This window comes from Flavobacterium sp. B167r (assembly GCF_056824315.1).
Genome location: NZ_CP124859.1, coordinates 3,027,332 through 3,043,759 on the forward strand (window position 1 = coordinate 3,027,332; position 16,428 = coordinate 3,043,759).

Consider the following 16,428-nt stretch of genomic DNA (forward strand, 5'->3'; position numbering starts at 1 on the left):
ATTAACAGCATTCGCTTCTCTTTTTTGCAAGATTTGCTGATATATGCTCAAAAAAGCCTTTTATCTTTTCCAGTCCGGGTTCATTGATGCAGTAGCAGATAGAATTTCCTTCGATGCTTCCTTTAATCAGACCTGCATTTTTCAATTCTTTCAAATGCTGTGAAACTGTCGGCTGCGAAAGGGGAAGTTCGTTTACAATATCTCCGCAGATGCAGGCATCCACTTTTAATAAGTATTCCATAATAGCAATACGCGCAGGATGGCCTAATGCTTTGGCTAAAACAGCCAGCTCATTCTGGCTTTCTGTAAAGTGATCTGTTTTTGTTGTTCCCATCGTCTTATATTTATATTGCAATATTACGATATACAATTTAAAGAAAAAAAGATTTTATGTTTTTCTTTTGCTGGGTAAGATGCATGATACGCAGAGGGCGCCCAGATTGTCCATAGCCGCGGTAAAGAAGGAAAGCAGTACCTGAATTATTTTTTAACGGCAGCTGAAAATGAGGCAGAGCTTATAAAATCATAGGTGCGGCGGAAGATTGCGGACAGACTCTATTGCCTGAGGGGCATACGCTTAGGAATTATACAGCTGGATTAGTTTTAGATTTGATCCGGGATTAGGTGGTAAGCAGAAAAGGAGCCCTGTTAAAAAACAGGGCTCCTTTAAAAAAAAATAAAAATGAAAACTACTAATTCCAGCCGCCGCCTAAGGCTTTATAAACATTAACAAAAGCATTCATCTGCTGTTTTTTGGTTTCGATAAGTTCAAACTTAGATTCTAAAGCATCTTTCTGGGTCAGTAAAACTTCCATATAATCTGCCCTGGCAGAACTAAATAAGTTATTGGATATCTGAACAGATTCGTTTAAAGCATCAACTTGTTTTGACTTCAAATCATAGCTTTTTGCTGTATTTTGAATTTTAGAAAGCTGATTCGCAACTTCAACATAAGCGTTTACCAAAGTTCTTTCATAATTGTAAACTGCCTGAATTTGTTTGGCGCTTGCAGTAAGATAACTTGCCTTAATAGCATTTCTGTTGATCAGAGGAGCAACCAAATCTCCGGCTATGGAATACAATAGAGATTCTGGAGAAGTCAGCAGATACTTGGCATTGAAAGCTTCATAACCAATTCCTGCTGAAATGCCCAGCGATGGATAAAATTTAGCTTTAGCGGCCTTAATGTCGAGTTTTGCAGCGATTAGTTCCATTTCTGCTTTTTTAATGTCGGGACGATTCTCCAGAAGCTGAGAAGGCACTCCGGCATGAATATCTGCAGGAGTTATAGAACTGAATGTATTGCTGTTTCTGGCAATTTTTTGAGGAAAACGCCCCAACAGGAAATTGATTTTATTTTCTGTTTCGGTTATCTGCTGCTGTATGTCAAACTGAATGCTTTGCGTGCTTAAAATCTGAGCCTCAAACCGGCGTACAGCCAGTTCGTTTACCCTTGCCGCTTCTTTTTGTATTTTTACGACTTTTAATGCATTGGTCTGAATGTCAATATTTTGTATGATGATTTTCAATTGATTATCCAACGCTAAAAGTTCGTAATACGAATCGGCTATTTCTGCAATCAAATTGGTAACTACAAAATTCTTTCCTTCAATAGAACCTAAATAACGGTTTAAAGCTGCTTTTTTAGCATTATGCAGTTTGTTCCAAATATCGATTTCCCAACTTGAAGTCAGCGCAAAACGATAATTAGGAAGCGGATCTGGTGTTTCTTTCCCAGGCATAATTTCTGTTGTAGCTTCACCAGAACCTGTGCTTGTGTATCTTCCTGACTTCGTTACATCTGCACCGGCGCTAAAACCTACAAAAGGCAGGTATTCTCCTTTTCGTGCTTTTACTTCGCTTCTGGCAATTTCAATTTCCTGAAGTGTGATGTTTAATTCCTGATTGTTTTTTAAAGCGATATCAATCAGATTTTCTAAATTTTCGTCTGTAAAATAACTTCTCCATTTTACTTTTCCGGTATTTAGAGTGTCTAAGCCAGTGTCAGCATAGTTTTCTGGCAGTGTTTTGTTTTCTGTTTTTTCTACAATAGTTGTCGTTTTACAACCCGCTATGGTGAGTAATACGCAGGCAAGACCTGCGTATTTTATATTTCTGTTATTCTTCATTTTCCTCCGTTTGATTGTTTGTTGAAAAATCATGTACATGATGCATAAAATCATCAGATAATGAACTTTCTTCTTCTCCTTTAATTAGTTTTCGGCCTTGAGCCAATGAACCAAAAATGTAGTATAGCCCGGGAACAATAATTACTCCGAAAATGGTTCCGAAAAGCATTCCACCAAGCGCGGATCCTCCAATAGTTCTGTTACCGATTGCACCCGCTCCAGAAGCGAAAATCAACGGAATCAATCCTGCAATAAAGGCAAATGATGTCATTAAGATTGGTCTGAAACGAACCTTAGCGCCTTCAATAGCGGCTTCGAGAATGGTAGCGCCCTGCTGGTGTTTGAGGACGGCAAATTCGACTATCAATACGGCATTTTTACCGAGCAGTCCGACCAACATAATTAATCCGATTTGCGCATAAATATCGTTTTGTAAGCCCATCATTTGAAGAATGACAAACGAACCTAAAATTCCAACAGGAATCGATAAAATCACTGAAAACGGAATAATAAAACTCTCATATTGCGCAGCTAACACAAAATAAACGAAAGCCAATACGACTAAAAAGATGTAAAGTGATTCGTTACCTCGTCCAGCTTCATCATAAGAAAGACCTTCCCATGCAATATCATATCCTTTAGGCAATGTTTTAAGCGCTGTTTCCTGTACTGCTTTAATGGCATCAGCAGTGGTGTATCCTTTTGCAGGCTGACCCTGAATAGCAGCAGAATTATACATGTTGTAACGCGTGATCTCATTAGGTCCCTGTGTTTTTTTAAGCGTCATAAAAGCAGAATAAGGCACCATTTCTCCATGATCATTTTTTACATAGAGATTCAATATATCTGACGGAAGTCTTCTGAATTTTGGATCAGACTGCACGTATAATTTAAAGAAACGTCCAAATTTGATGAATCCTTGTTCGTAGGTACTTCCGATTAGAATGTTGAGGTTTTCCATCGCTTTACCAATAGAAACTCCTTTCTGCATCGCTAAATCATTGTTGATCTCTAATTCATACTGCGGATAATTGGCAGCGAAGAATGTAAACAAACCAGAAAGCTCTTTACGTTTGCCTAATTCGGCCATAAACTGCTTGTTGATTTTGTCAAAGTCCTGATAATTGGTATTGGTTGTTTTGTCTAACAAACGCATAGAAAAACCTCCAGAAGAACCAAATCCTGGAATTGCAGGCGGTTCAAAAAACTCTACAACAGCACCCAGATCTTTAGATTTCTTTTCTAACTCTTCCATGATTTCTGTAACAGAATGTTTTCTGTCCGACCATGATTTCAAGTTAATCAAACACGTTCCAGCATTAGAACCACGGCCTTCCGTCATGATTTCGTAACCCGCCAAAGAAGAAACCGATTCAACACCTTCAACCTTTTCACAGATTTTCTGCAGTTTCTGCGCTACCTGATTGGTTCTTTCTAAAGTTGCACCCGGTGGTGTTTGAATGATTCCGTAAATAGTTCCCTGATCCTCACTCGGAATAAATCCAGAAGGTAAAACTTGATTTTCTATAAAAATGAAAGCACAGAACGCAATTAAAATTCCGAAAGTTAGAACTCTTCGGCTCACAATTGTTTTTAGAACGACAACATAACGGCCTGTAAGTCTTTCAAACCATCTGTTAAAAGCATCAAGAGACTTCGTCAAGATATTTCCTTTTTTCTCTTTTCCGTGATTGTTTTTCAAAAGAATCGCACAAAGAACAGGAGTAAGGGTTAAAGCCACGATTGCTGAAATAATAATCGAGCTTGACATGGTAACCGAAAATTGTCTATAAAAAGTTCCAACCGGACCCGACATAAACGAAACGGGGATAAAAACCGAAACCATAACGGCTGTAATGGCGATAATCGCACCTCCAATTTCACCCAAAACTAATTTTACAGCATGGTAAGGCGTAATATGCGGAAATTCTTCAAACTTGGCATGGACGGCCTCGACAACGACAATCGCGTTATCAACTACAATTCCTATCGCTAATACCAATGAAAATAGGGTTACCAAGTTGATTGACATTCCAAACATCTGGATCACAAAGAAAGCTCCAACCAAAGAAACTGGAACGGCAATAATTGGAATTAAAGTGGAGCGCCAATCTCCTAAAAATATAAATACAACTAAGGCAACCAAAATAAAGGCATCTCTCAAAGTATGAACCACCTGATCGATAGAAGCATCTAAGAATTGCGAAACGTCATAACTGATTTTATAATCCATTCCTGGAGGAAAACTTGCTTTCATTTCTTCCAGTTTCGCTTTAACGTCATTGATTACGTCGCTTGCATTACTTCCGTAGTTTTGTTTTAATACAATTGCGGCAGAAGGATGACCATCTAGATTGGAGTAAATATCAAAGAATTCACTTCCTAATTCTACTTTTGCAATGTCTTTTAAGCGAATGCTTTCACCTTCAGAATTCGCACGGACAATTACATTTTCGTATTGTTTTGGCTCGTCGTATCTTCCTTTATAAGTCAATACATATTCTAAAGATTGTGCTGCAATACCAGAACTTTGTCCTAATCGTCCCGGACGGCCAATAATACTTTGTTCTTGTAAAGCTTCCATCACTTCTTCAACAGAAATTTTGTAAGCTCGCATTCGGTCAGGATTCAACCAAACACGCATGGCATATTTACGGCTTCCTAAAATTTGAGTTCTCGCAACACCTTTAACACGGCTGATTTCCGGAATCATTTTTACATCAGCGTAGTTGTAAAGGAATTTTTCATCCATGCTTTTGCTTTTCGAATAAAGATTCACATACATCAGCATGCTGGGCTGAATAGGGGTAATAACAACTCCTTCACGCTGAACCAGTTCAGGTAATAATGGCATTACCTGATCGACCCTTGTTTTGACTCTGATTACAGCTTCATTAGGATCGGTTCCTGGTTCAAAAATGATTCTAAGTGTTGCTTCTCCAGCACTTGTGGCATCTGTCGCCATATAACGCACACCTTGTGTACCGTTAAGCGAATTCTCTAAGGTGATTAAAGTAGATTTTACCAATACATCGGCACTTGCTCCCGGATAAGCAATAAAGATATTTACAGTTGTGGGCGCAATTTGAGGGAATTGCGAAATAGGTAGCTGTTTGATCGACAGCGTGCCTATAAATACAATTATAATCGAAATTATAATTGCAAAAACGGGTCTATGTATAAATTTATTAAACATTTCTTTTTCTTTTAGATTCGGTTATTCCGCATACAGTTCTAAGTTGGACATAACCGATTCGGGTTTTAAAACTTCGTAGTCTATTTTTTGATTTTCTTTTACAAGACGAAGTCCCTCTAAAAGTATTTTATCATGAATCGACAAACCTTCTTTTATTACAAATAGGTGAGGCATTTCGGCAGCAATAACAACCTCTCTCGATTTTACTGCATTGTTTTTATCAATTACATATACATATTTTTTGTCTAAAACCTCAAAAGTTGCTTTCTGAGGTATCAGCATAGCATTTTTCAGTTCTATCGGCATCTGGATGCTTCCGGTTTCCCCGTGTCGTAACAATCTTTTTGGATTTGGAAAAACAGCTCTAAAAGGAATATTTCCTGTTTCATTATCAAAATCGGCTTCAATGGTTTCTACAACTCCGGGATATTGGAATTTTTTATTGTTGGCCATCAATAAATAAACTTTCATTTTACCATTTTTTCCTGCTTTTTCCTGATAATCTAAATATTCAGATTCCGGTACATTATAATATACCCACATTGAACTGTTGTCTGCCAATTCTGTAAGCAGTTCGCCTTCATCAACTAAACTTCCCTGACGGACATGAAATTTATCGATGATTCCGTCAAAAGGCGCTCTGATTTCTGTAAACTGAAGATGAACTTTGCTTAAGGCCATTTCAGCATTTGCTTTTTCCAGTTTGGCTTTTGCCATTGCCAGTTCATTTGGAGAAACCACTTTTTCGTCAGCTAATTTTTTAGCATTTTGGTATTCTATTGAGCTGAAACTTACTTCTGCTTTAGATTTTTTTAATTCGGCTTCATAAAGCGCAGGCATAATTTTAAACAACAGCTGGCCTTTTTTAACCATTTGTCCTTCATCTACATAAATTTTTTCAAGGTAACCGCGCTCTTGCGCTCTTATTTCGATATGTTGAATAGAGTGTATCTGCGATACATAATCTTTTGTAATGGTAGTATCTTTTTCAATTGGATTCGTAACCAGAAATTTGGTTTTTTGCTCTTTTTCTCCTTCTTTTTTAGAGTTGCAGCCTGCAAAAACTAATGCACATAAAGACATGAGCATGAAAATTCTTTTCATAATAATTTCAGAATTAAAACGTAATGATTTTGATTTTTTTAACAGCCTTAAATAAGGCTGAAGTATTCCGCATCCGTTTGCCGGCTTAGAGAAATCATCTGCTGGCAAAGGATAAAACGGTAAATTGGAAATAGTTTGTGACTACTTAGGATAAAAAATCAAATTCTGAAAACTTGAAATCGAAGGTATACTTTATTAGAAAGTAAGGCGAAAATTTTAAAGTTATTAGCCTTTTTGTTAAAGGCAGGACACACTGCAAATTTATTGCGGCGCAGGAAATGTAAAAAGCAGCTGCTTTTTACAAGCTGTTTTTGAATGGTGGAAAAATTTTCTTCATTTTCTTCATTATCTAAAAGACAGCATTTTCTTTTGAAGGTTTCAACAGAATGTCTTTTAGCCAGATAAGCTCCCATATCGGACTTTATTTCCTGAAGTGCTGCAGGGTGCGGTTTTTTCTCTGAGAATTGGCTGCTGCTTGTATATACACTGCCATATCCCATTAACAGGACAACAAGTGACAGGGTAAAACTAGCAAACCATTTTTTCATAGGAAATACAAATTTAGATAAAGAATTTTATAAAAACAATCACTGTAATTTACTAATTTATGGCAAATGGTAATTTGGGATTTTTTAGACGATTTATTAAAAAAATCATTTATTTTTAGCCCTCATATTATGAATTGGCAAATAAATAGAGATTATGCCTTGTCTTTTTTTATCAAAAGCCGGCCGTTTTAAAGAAAATGAAAAGCTGGGCACCAATTCCTAATATGAAGTATGGTTCCAGCCCAGGTCTTATCAATGCCTTTTGCATATCAGCTCTTAAAAGCAGGCTTTTTTATATAAGGGCTGATGATGAAGAGACCGGATAAAATGAACGGGATACCCAGCCGGTGCCCGTTAACAGTAGAGTGCTAATTAGTGTGCCTTTGCAAAATAATCTTACTTACGTGAATGGTCCTAACTGGCATTATTAATAATACCGGGTGCTGGTTCATTTTTATGCATGGATCTTCTTGGCATTTTAAGCCCTAATGCCTATTTTTGTCCAATGGCAAAACTTATAAATCTCAAAATTTTCGCGCATTTTTTCCAATCTTCCGCAGCAGGAGGGATTCTGCTTTTAATTTGTGTGCTGGTTTCTCTTATAATGGCCAATACGGGGCTCGGAGTACATTTTAATGATTTGCTGGGGTATCCTTTGGGATTTGAAGCAGCGGGCCTGCAGCTGCGGTATCCGATCCTGCTGTGGATCAACGATGGTTTGATGGCTGTTTTTTTTCTGCTGGTAGGCCTTGAAATCAAGAGGGAAGTGATAGAAGGTGAGCTTTCATCTCTTCGCCATGCGGCCCTGCCGGTGCTGGCAGCTGTAGGAGGGGTCATGGTTCCCGCATTGATTTACTTTCTTTTTAACGGACAAAGTCCTGATACTGCCAAAGGATGGGGAATCCCAATGGCAACCGATATTGCTTTTGCGCTTGGAATACTTTCCCTTTTAGGAGATAAGGTTCCCTCGGGGCTTAAAATTTTTCTTGCCGCGCTGGCCATTGTGGATGATCTGATTGCTATTTTGGTTATCGCGGTTTTTTATTCCTCGGAACTTCATTTTCTGTATCTGGTTTATGCAGGGGGTATATTTGTACTGCTTATGATTTTTAACCGTTTGGGGGTAAAGAATTTGTTTTTTTATCTCCTGCCCGGTGCGGTGATGTGGTATTTTATACACCATTCAGGCATTCATGCCACGATAGCCGGAGTGCTTACGGCCTTAACGCTTCCCACTAACGAAGAAGAAACGGATTCCCCTTTGGAAAAGCTGGAACATGCTTTGGCTCGTCCGGTAAACTTTATCATCATGCCTGTTTTTGCACTGGCCAATACTAACATTGCTTTTGAATCTGAAATGCTGCAGGGACTTACCGGTAATCTCGGACTTGGAATTATTCTGGGGCTTTTCCTGGGCAAACCCATTGGCATCTTTGTAATGTCATGGTTCTCGGTGAAGATCAGGGCTGCTGATCTGCCTGCTCAGACGACATGGACTCATGTACTTGGACTGGGGCTTTTAGGCGGAATCGGCTTTACCATGTCCATATTTATAGCGCTATTGTCTTTTAAGGAACAGGCCTATCAGAATGAGGCGAAATTTGCGATACTTACTGCTTCTATACTGGCTGGGGTATCAGGCTTTATGCTACTGAGCTGGTATAATAAAAAGAAACGGGAACAGTAGTTTTTTGTTGATTCTTCTTAAGGGCTTACTGTCTTTTAAACAATACGGCATCTTTCACTAAAAGACGTTCATTGAGCCATTTGGTCAGTTTTTCACTTTCCTCTGCCGTTAGGTTTTTTGAGGCATCGTAAATTACAGCGGTGATCGTTGAGGTGCTGTCTTTATAATTCACTAAAGTGTTTTTGGCAATGGAAAGCGAATGGACATCAGGAAATAAGGTTCTTATTTCTTTTAAAAGCTGTTTGTTGTCAAATTTGTTTTTTGCCAGCTCTTTTTCCAGCTGGATTATTTTAACATCCTTTACATTCATTTCATTCTCGCTGCTCTTGATCTGATTTAAGATATCGCCTTTTATGTCGTTAAAGCGGTCGGTGCTGTCCTGTCTGATGCGAAGGCTGGTGCCGGCAAGGTACTTATTGCTGTTGAGTCTGCTTTTAAGGCTCTGAATCTCCTTATCGGAAAATCGTTTCGATAAGAAAGCAAGTTCGAGTTTTTTCTGCTTCGCGTTAAAATCCGTCTTTTTATAAACCACCGTATAACCCTTGCTGCTGAACTCACTGTCAACAAAAAGCTCTATATTTTTTTTAAACTGCTGTTCCCTGTATAGAGAGTAGGCGAGATAACTGCTGGGAACGAGCATTGCAGTAATGAGAAAAGCAATAATATACTTAACTTTTTGCTGCTGCTTTTCATCCACCTGTTTAACAGCAGGATAATTCAGGTATTTTATGATTAGAAAAGTGGCGATACCTATAAAAACGCAGTTGATGCAATAAAGGTAGAAAGCTCCTAGAAAAAAGCTCCACTGGGCAGTTGCAATCCCGTATCCTGCGGTGCATAAAGGAGGCATTAAAGCCGTTGCAATAGCTACTCCGGGAATAGGATTTCCTTTCTCTGACCGCGTAACGGCAATGACCCCGACAACACCGCCAAAAAAAGCGATAAGAATATCGTAAATGTTCGGGGAGGTTCTCGCCAGAAGCTCCGACTGAACGTCCTTGAAAGGACTCAGGTAAAAATAAAGCGTGGAGACCACCAGACTCACAACCGTTGCATTGAGCAGGTTTTTGAGTGATTTTTTAAGCAGTGAAAAGTCATAAATGCCCAGGGCAAAACCGGCCCCTACAATAGGCCCCATCAGAGGGGAGATGAGCATCGCTCCGATGATAACAGCTGTTGAGTTTACATTAAGCCCCACCGAGGCCACAATTATGGCGCAGGCCAGTATCCAAAGATTGGCTCCTTTAAAGGAAATGTTTTTTTTAACGGTCTGCAGTGTTTTTTCCCTGTCGTCTTCTCCTTCTCTAAGATTCAGAATATCAGTAATTTTTCTCATGAGTGTCTACATTAGGGTTACTGCTGTGATCGCTGTATTTAAAGATAAGATTTATTTTAATAACAGGGATGGAGTTCGAAAAGATTATTAGTAAAGTGAACCGTTTATTATCCATTGATTTTATCCTTGTGGTATTGTTTGAGCCATTTTTCCATTTTTTGCAAAAGCTGAATTTCCTCTGGATCACCTGCTGGATCTAAAAGGCCGATGATTGTTCTGTCGTAATTGAATTTCTTATCTTCAAAAATACAGCTGAATTTGGGAACTTCGTTGTGAGATACAAGCCATTTTCCGTGCTCTGTTTTTTTTATTTGAAATTTTTTCATAGGAGTTTAAATTTGTCTGAGTGCTTTAATTATAGTACTGTTATGATAGGCAGGCACCGAACTATTGTAAACGGCTGACAGCAGGCAGTATTGTTCATGGAGATAAAAACTTTTCAAAGCGGCAGGATCTTGGAGCTTTCGGTATTGATATAAAATTAATCCACAGCCTTATAGCCGATACAGAATAATGTTTCGCCTTCGTTTACCGGCAGTCTTCCTGCTTTATAGAGAATTGTGCCGCTTTGTGCCGCGGTGATTATTTTCACATTACGGCCAAAAACATCTGTGATATAGCCAATTTCCTCTTCTTTTATCACTCTGCTTCCTGCTTTAAAACTGCTGTAAAATAATCCCTGGCCGGGTCCCGGAACATAGGCCTGCCTGTTATATTTGTTTTTTGCAGGAGCACCTGGTATCACTTTTTTGCTTTCATACATTTGCAGCTCTTTGAGCATGCGATAAACTGCATTTTTAGTAAAGGAAACATCTGACTTCTCGCAGCTGCCAAGCTTTCCAATTTCAATGCTCAGCGCCGGGATGCCCAGCCTTACGGCCTGCTTAAAGGCATACATCGCCGGCTGGCCTTCGGCAATGGCATAGGGATAACTCACAATGGTGGAAAAACCGCTGTTTTCACTAAGACGGGAAACCAGCCGGGTCTGCTCTTTGAATTCCTTGTTATCGTAATAACAGATAAAGGGTATGAGATCTTCATTGACATCCCCGCCATGCAGATCCAGAAACACGTCCGTGGCGTCAAAAACCTGAGTGGTTATAAAATCAGCAATTACCTCGGTGATACTTCCTGTTCTGCTGCCTGGAAAAACGCGGTTTAAGTTCAGGTTGTCCGAGGGGTTTACAAAAGGAGTTCTCTGGTAGAAGGACTGCAGGTTCATAATGGGAATAATGATTAAATTTCCTTTAAGTTTTTGAGGATTTATTTCCCTGCGAAGCTGCAGCAAAGAGGCTATGGAGGGATATTCCATTCCGTGAATACCTGCCGTTATTGTAAAAGTGGGACCGCTCTGGCTCCCTTTAATTAGAGTTGCGGGAAGATCTGCCGTAATGGAATCCAAGGTGCTTAAATGAAATATGGTGTCTTTGACACCTGGCTGGAGCTGGGCTAAGATCTTTTTTAAAGAATTTTTTTGAGACTGTGCTGTTTGAACTAGTAGTATAGAAAATAAAAAAAAGAGTAAATTTTTCATGCGTATCTTAAAGCGGCTATAGCGCTTAATATATTATTGTTTAGTTGATTTAAATTCAAAATAATAGCTCGGGATTCAATTTGCTGCAGGGAGAAAAACAAAAGCTGATCGAACGGCTCTTTACCTTTTTTTAAAATTTGCTGCGGTCTGCATTTTTTTTATTAGCTGGAACAAAAATGTACCATTGTAATAATCCCTAAAAGTTATTATTCAAATGCCATGGATTTAAGCCTGTTTCGGTAGGATTCCAAAATATCTGATTTAGCCATAAAACCATAATACCTGCCGTTTTTTTCCACAGGGAGAAATATTTTACTGCTTTTCTCAAATTTATTCATGACGGTTTCCATGCTGTCAAAGAGATAGATAGTTTGAACCGGCTTTAACATTATATCTTTGACCATTGTATTTTTAATTTGAGAAGTATCAAAAATGATTTCTCTGATGTCATCAAAATAAACCAGTCCCTCGAGCTCATTCTCCGGGCTCACTACTCCAAAAACCACCTGATCGCAGTGTGCCAGCAGATCGGAAATCTTTTCCATATCCTGATCTGCTGTAAGGGGCAAATAATCTTTTTTTACCAGATCCTCAATATTGAGCGTGCATAAAATATTGCTGTCTTTATTGCTGGTGAAGGCATTTCCTTTTCGGGCAAGGTTTTTTACATCGAGAGAATGTTTTTCAAAACGTTTTGAAACAGCAAAGCTCACCGAAGCGACGATCATAAGGGGTATCATCAGATCGTAGCCTCCGGTTATTTCTGCAATAAGAAAAATCGCTGTCAGCGGGGCATGAAACAGCCCGCTGAGAATTCCTGCCATCCCTACAAGGGTAAAGTTGCTTATCGGAAGATCCGTTAAGCCGGTCAGATTTAGGAGTTTTGAAAAGAAGTATCCTGCATAGGAACCCAGAAATAAAGAAGGGGCAAAGTTCCCGCCGTTCCCGCCGCTTCCAAGGGTTATCCCGGAAGCAAAAGCTTTTAGGAACATGGAAAATCCCACAAAGGCCAGCAGCACCCAGCTGCTGCTGCTGTATTGCTCAAAGAGTGTGTTTTTTAAAAGTGCTCCTGGGTTCTTATCGGCCAGGATTTTGATGCTTTCATAACCTTCACCAAATAGGGCAGGGAAAACAAAAATAAGAATTCCCAATACCGCTCCTCCAATCAGGGCTTTTTTATAGGGGCCAAATTTTAAATGGGCGAAAAAATGTTCTGTTTTTAGAAATTTCCTGGCGTAGAAAACTGCTGTAAGACCAGTAAAAAGTCCCAGCAGCACGTAAAATGGAATATTATGATAGTCGAATGTCTGCTTTTCTCTAAAAACCAGCAGTATATTTTCATTTAAGACGACCGCTGAGACAAGCGCGCCTGTTGCCGCAGCAATCATAATAGGGGTAAAAGCCGCGATTGTAACATCTACCAGCAACACCTCGACAGCAAAAAGCACACCGGCTATAGGAGCGTTAAAAGCGGCCGCTATACCGGCTGCAACCCCGCATCCTATGAGCAGCGTCCGTTCCTGATAGCTTAATTTGAACTGCTGGGCAAAATTGGAACCAAAGGCCGCCCCGGTGATGACAATCGGACTCTCCAGTCCGGCCGAGCCCCCAAGCCCCACGGTAAGGGAACTGGTGATGATCTGGGCGTACATTTGTTTTTTAGGGATAATGCTGGCTTTTCGCGCGACGGTGTACAGGATTTGAGAAGTCCCTTTCTCCAGGCTTCCCCCTAAGATCCTTTTCACCACAAATACAGTCAATACGATCCCGATAACGGGAAGCACACTGTTAATGAAACTTAATTTTACTATTGCGTTGATATAAGCTGCAAAGGAAAAGACCCAATGGGCAAAGGCCTTTAAAAATATTACAGCAAAGGCAACAGTAATTCCAATCAGTACGCTGGAGAGAAAAATGAACTGTTTGCGGGTTAATTTTCTCTGTCCTTCAATAAGGATATGTTTGGCTTTTAAAAGGTGTTTTAGGACTATTTTTATCATTTGTAAGCAGCGTTGTAAAGCTCATGAAGGATTAATTTTTTACCTGCTGGAGCTGTTTGAATGTGTTATGTCTCAATATTTTTATGTTGCAGTGAACAAGGGTATCTGGTGCTATTGTTTACTGCTGCAAGAATTTATTTGTGCAGTAATATGCTGCAATTTGGTTTTTAGACTTGTAAATACAAATACTAAAGAGTTCCCAATTGTTCAAAGATATCGCTGCGGCATGAATTGAAGATTTCTTTAAATTGGATTTTTCTTAAAAACAGCTGTACTAATACTGAAAGAACAGTGTTCTTGGCTGAGAGTTTCAGTCTTAGAAACAGCTTGTCTGGCTTAACTGCATATTTCTTATATCTTTCTGTTTTTTACAGTTTTGTAAGCTATAGGATTACGCAGAGAATTTTTTACTTAAATAAGGAAAGCCCGCTTTTAGAAAAGCTGGTAGAGGTGCAGGTAATTATGACGCTGAATTTGGTAAATAACTTCAATACCGTAAATTAAGCTGTTTTTAAAGATTGTAAAAAGTGCTGATTTAGTGCTGTAAGGAATATTTAAAGCATCGCTTTCCGAAGCAGTTGCACGGTATTTTACTTTACTTTTAAATTTAAAATGGACATCCAGCTCTTTATATTTTATTACGAATGCAGAAGTGATTAAAGTATTGTCAAAAGAGATAAAGCCAGTTTTTAAGTGCCCAGCGCAAGATGGCTCAGGTGATCTGCCTGATGCGCTGTCAGCTGTGAAGGCAAGCAGCGATATTAGAAAAACGTATAGTAAGTTTAAATGCTTCATTAGGGAACCTGCAGGGATTGTATTTCTCCAGAAAGAAAGTGTAACAATATAAGTGATGCAAATATACTGATTTTGAAAAAGAAGAATTATTAAATGACCTAAAAGCTTTATTTTTTTTGTACGGGTTCTTTGTGCTGAATTTTAATTTTTTCATGGTTAATTTTTCCTGTCCCGGATCAGCAGGTTTTTGGCCTTTACGAATTATTTTTTGAATTTTTTGCTAAGTTGTATACTAGAAATACAAAGCTGCCTCTTCAAAGGGGTTAATGGGAAAAATCAAACGTTAATGTAATGCTGATTTTAAAGGCGGGGTTTACTGCGCGAGATATTTTGACTGCCCTTACTGCTGTTTAGAATTTTAGCAGATACGGTAAGCTCTGTATAAACAAGCAGGCAGATAATTGCTGTTTCAAGTGAAAAGTACATCAGATCAAAAGCTGTAAGCTTGCTGTAATGAATAAATAAAAAGGCAGTGGTCAGCGCACAGTACAGTAAATTGGCAGAACTTATTATTCTGATGTAAAGCGTCCATTTTGTTTTTAAAAATAAAAAGCATACAGCGGAGTAAAAGCATAAACAAGCCGCTATTGAGAAGAGTAGAGTTAATGTTGTCTTGGGCATCCCAAAATAGGGGCTTAGATTTGAAAGCACGGCAGAGAGCAGCACAGAATTAAGCAGAGCCCCCACAGAGTCAATTAAGAATAGTCTTCTGGGATTTTTTGCTAGATGACGGGTCAATTTTTCAATAATTTTATTCATTTTCGATTGCTGTTCTCTGATTTAAAGGTAATGGTTTTTTATCAGAGATTCTTATCTGTTCTTTTGTACTGGAACAATTTCCTCTTGCTGCTGTGATGTTATTCAAACACAAAGCCCAATTCAATTGGGCTTTGTGTTTTTTTTTAATTAATTTTATTTGTATTTAATGTTAATACTGATAATATCCGAAGTCATATTGGTAGTTCTTGTATAATGACCGTAACGAATCTCCAGTGTATTCCAGTGTTTAAGACCAAAAATTCCATTAAGGGGAGTAAATTTCATTCCCATCCCAAAGAAACTGCTGTCAAACTTAGACAAATCATAATTGCTGGTGTAGTATTCATCTGCTGCCGTATGTTCTCCGTAGGCTTTAAAATATTTTGTTCCACTCTGGGTATAATACCTGTAAAACGGGCTCACTGAAAATGCCTGGGTTAATTTTACAGGGATTTCAAGATCAGCGGTATGTGCTCTGAGACTCCAGTCATCCGTATAATATCTGTAATATGCACGAATAATTACATTGTCACCTAAGAAATAACTGGCTCTGATTCCCAGTGGAATTTTAAGTCTGGTATCGGGCATTTTTTCCTGATGAACAGAACCATCTTCAAAATAAACTCTGTGAAATGGAAGACTTAAATAACCATTTTGACTGATAACATCTCCTACAAGCATTATCTGCAGGTCTTTGTTTATAACCTGCGAGTAACTCAAAGTTCCTGCAAAAGTATTTCGGTTGGCACTGCCATAACCTTCTTGGCCTGATGGACGCAGTTCAACCGGTTCAATTAGTTTTAACTGATCGATAAAGGTTTGAAACTTAGCTGTAAATTCTCCGTTTTTGTCTTTTGTTTTTTGTGAAAAACTAATGTTTCCTCCAAAAGACTGGTAATCAAATTCGGTCGATGATGAAACGCCAATTCCCAGTGTTCTTCCTTTTTCTTCGTTTTCTCTCATATAAGTTAGAGAAGGGTAGAAGCGGTTGTCTGAAGAGGATGCAGATGAATTGGCACTCAAATCAATCATATCTGATGAGGCAGAGGTATAGTGGTCAATACCGGCTTCAATATCAAAAGTATGTTTAATTCCGGTTTCTCCGTATTTTACCAGTTTAACATCGATCGTGTTGGCAATATCGGTAAGATGTTCAGAACCAATTCCTCCTGTAACAGCAGAATTGTTTCCGTCTTGTTTATAATAACTGGAAACTAGATTTACCTCTTCCAATTTTAATTTTCTGCTTTTGTAAGCTGTGGAATCTGTAGGTACATTTTGCGCTCTTACCTGAAATAATGCCAGTAAGGCAAATCCTGTAATGAATATTCTTTTCATTT

At 38.7% G+C, this 16,428-nt stretch carries 13 protein-coding genes; 1 reads left to right on the forward strand and 12 read right to left on the reverse strand.

Annotated elements, in window-relative coordinates; translation table 11 throughout:
• Position 1: 1 nt before the first annotated feature.
• The 5 genes from QLQ96_RS13575 to QLQ96_RS13595 all read right to left on the reverse strand — a co-directional run bounded on the left by QLQ96_RS13575 (position 2) and on the right by QLQ96_RS13595 (position 6,977).
• Positions 2–334 carry an ArsR/SmtB family transcription factor gene (locus tag QLQ96_RS13575; RefSeq protein ID WP_219071321.1) on the reverse strand — a complete coding sequence of 111 codons (333 nt, stop codon included), beginning with the start codon at positions 332–334 and terminating at the stop codon, positions 2–4.
• Between the two features lie 358 nt (positions 335–692).
• On the reverse strand, positions 693–2,129 hold the full coding sequence (locus QLQ96_RS13580) for a TolC family protein (RefSeq protein WP_219071325.1): 1,437 nt from the start codon (positions 2,127–2,129) through the stop codon (positions 693–695).
• Complete coding sequence (locus QLQ96_RS13585) at positions 2,119–5,325, reverse strand: efflux RND transporter permease subunit (protein ID WP_320492521.1); 3,207 nt, start codon at positions 5,323–5,325, stop codon at positions 2,119–2,121. The genes QLQ96_RS13580 and QLQ96_RS13585 overlap by 11 nt, the downstream gene beginning before the upstream one ends.
• A 21-nt stretch (positions 5,326–5,346) precedes the next feature.
• The gene (locus QLQ96_RS13590) at positions 5,347–6,429 is read right to left on the reverse strand and encodes an efflux RND transporter periplasmic adaptor subunit (protein ID WP_095927849.1); all 1,083 of its coding nucleotides are present in this window, start codon (positions 6,427–6,429) and stop codon (positions 5,347–5,349) included.
• 158 nt (positions 6,430–6,587) lie between these two features.
• Positions 6,588–6,977: a hypothetical protein gene (locus QLQ96_RS13595; protein ID WP_482491157.1), complete on the reverse strand. Its 390-nt coding sequence runs from the start codon at positions 6,975–6,977 to the stop codon at positions 6,588–6,590.
• 505 nt (positions 6,978–7,482) lie between these two features.
• On the opposite strand from QLQ96_RS13595, the gene nhaA reads away from it, so the two are divergent.
• Positions 7,483–8,664 carry a Na+/H+ antiporter NhaA gene (gene nhaA / locus QLQ96_RS13600; RefSeq protein ID WP_482491158.1) on the forward strand — a complete coding sequence of 394 codons (1,182 nt, stop codon included), beginning with the start codon at positions 7,483–7,485 and terminating at the stop codon, positions 8,662–8,664.
• Between the two features lie 25 nt (positions 8,665–8,689).
• Here the strand turns inward: nhaA and QLQ96_RS13605 are convergent, their stop codons facing one another.
• The 7 genes from QLQ96_RS13605 to QLQ96_RS13635 form a co-directional block, all read right to left on the reverse strand.
• The gene (locus QLQ96_RS13605; protein ID WP_219071332.1) at positions 8,690–10,000 is read right to left on the reverse strand and encodes a TIGR00341 family protein; all 1,311 of its coding nucleotides are present in this window, start codon (positions 9,998–10,000) and stop codon (positions 8,690–8,692) included.
• Positions 10,001–10,107: 107 nt separating this feature from the next.
• Complete coding sequence (locus tag QLQ96_RS13610) at positions 10,108–10,326, reverse strand: hypothetical protein (protein ID WP_095954559.1); 219 nt, start codon at positions 10,324–10,326, stop codon at positions 10,108–10,110.
• Between the two features lie 155 nt (positions 10,327–10,481).
• Entirely contained in the window at positions 10,482–11,534 is a 1,053-nt protein-coding gene (locus QLQ96_RS13615) for a M14 family metallopeptidase (protein WP_482491159.1), read from the reverse strand.
• Positions 11,535–11,740: 206 nt separating this feature from the next.
• Positions 11,741–13,534 carry a chloride channel protein gene (locus QLQ96_RS13620; RefSeq protein WP_482491160.1) on the reverse strand — a complete coding sequence of 598 codons (1,794 nt, stop codon included), beginning with the start codon at positions 13,532–13,534 and terminating at the stop codon, positions 11,741–11,743.
• 432 nt (positions 13,535–13,966) lie between these two features.
• On the reverse strand, positions 13,967–14,329 hold the full coding sequence (locus QLQ96_RS13625) for a hypothetical protein (RefSeq protein ID WP_482491161.1): 363 nt from the start codon (positions 14,327–14,329) through the stop codon (positions 13,967–13,969).
• Positions 14,330–14,629: 300 nt separating this feature from the next.
• Positions 14,630–15,088 (reverse strand): hypothetical protein, encoded by a 459-nt coding sequence (locus tag QLQ96_RS13630; protein ID WP_219071338.1) that lies wholly within the window; start codon positions 15,086–15,088, stop codon positions 14,630–14,632.
• A 153-nt stretch (positions 15,089–15,241) separates the two neighbouring features.
• The gene (locus QLQ96_RS13635) at positions 15,242–16,426 is read right to left on the reverse strand and encodes a DUF3570 domain-containing protein (RefSeq protein WP_482491162.1); all 1,185 of its coding nucleotides are present in this window, start codon (positions 16,424–16,426) and stop codon (positions 15,242–15,244) included.
• Positions 16,427–16,428 lie beyond the last annotated feature (2 nt).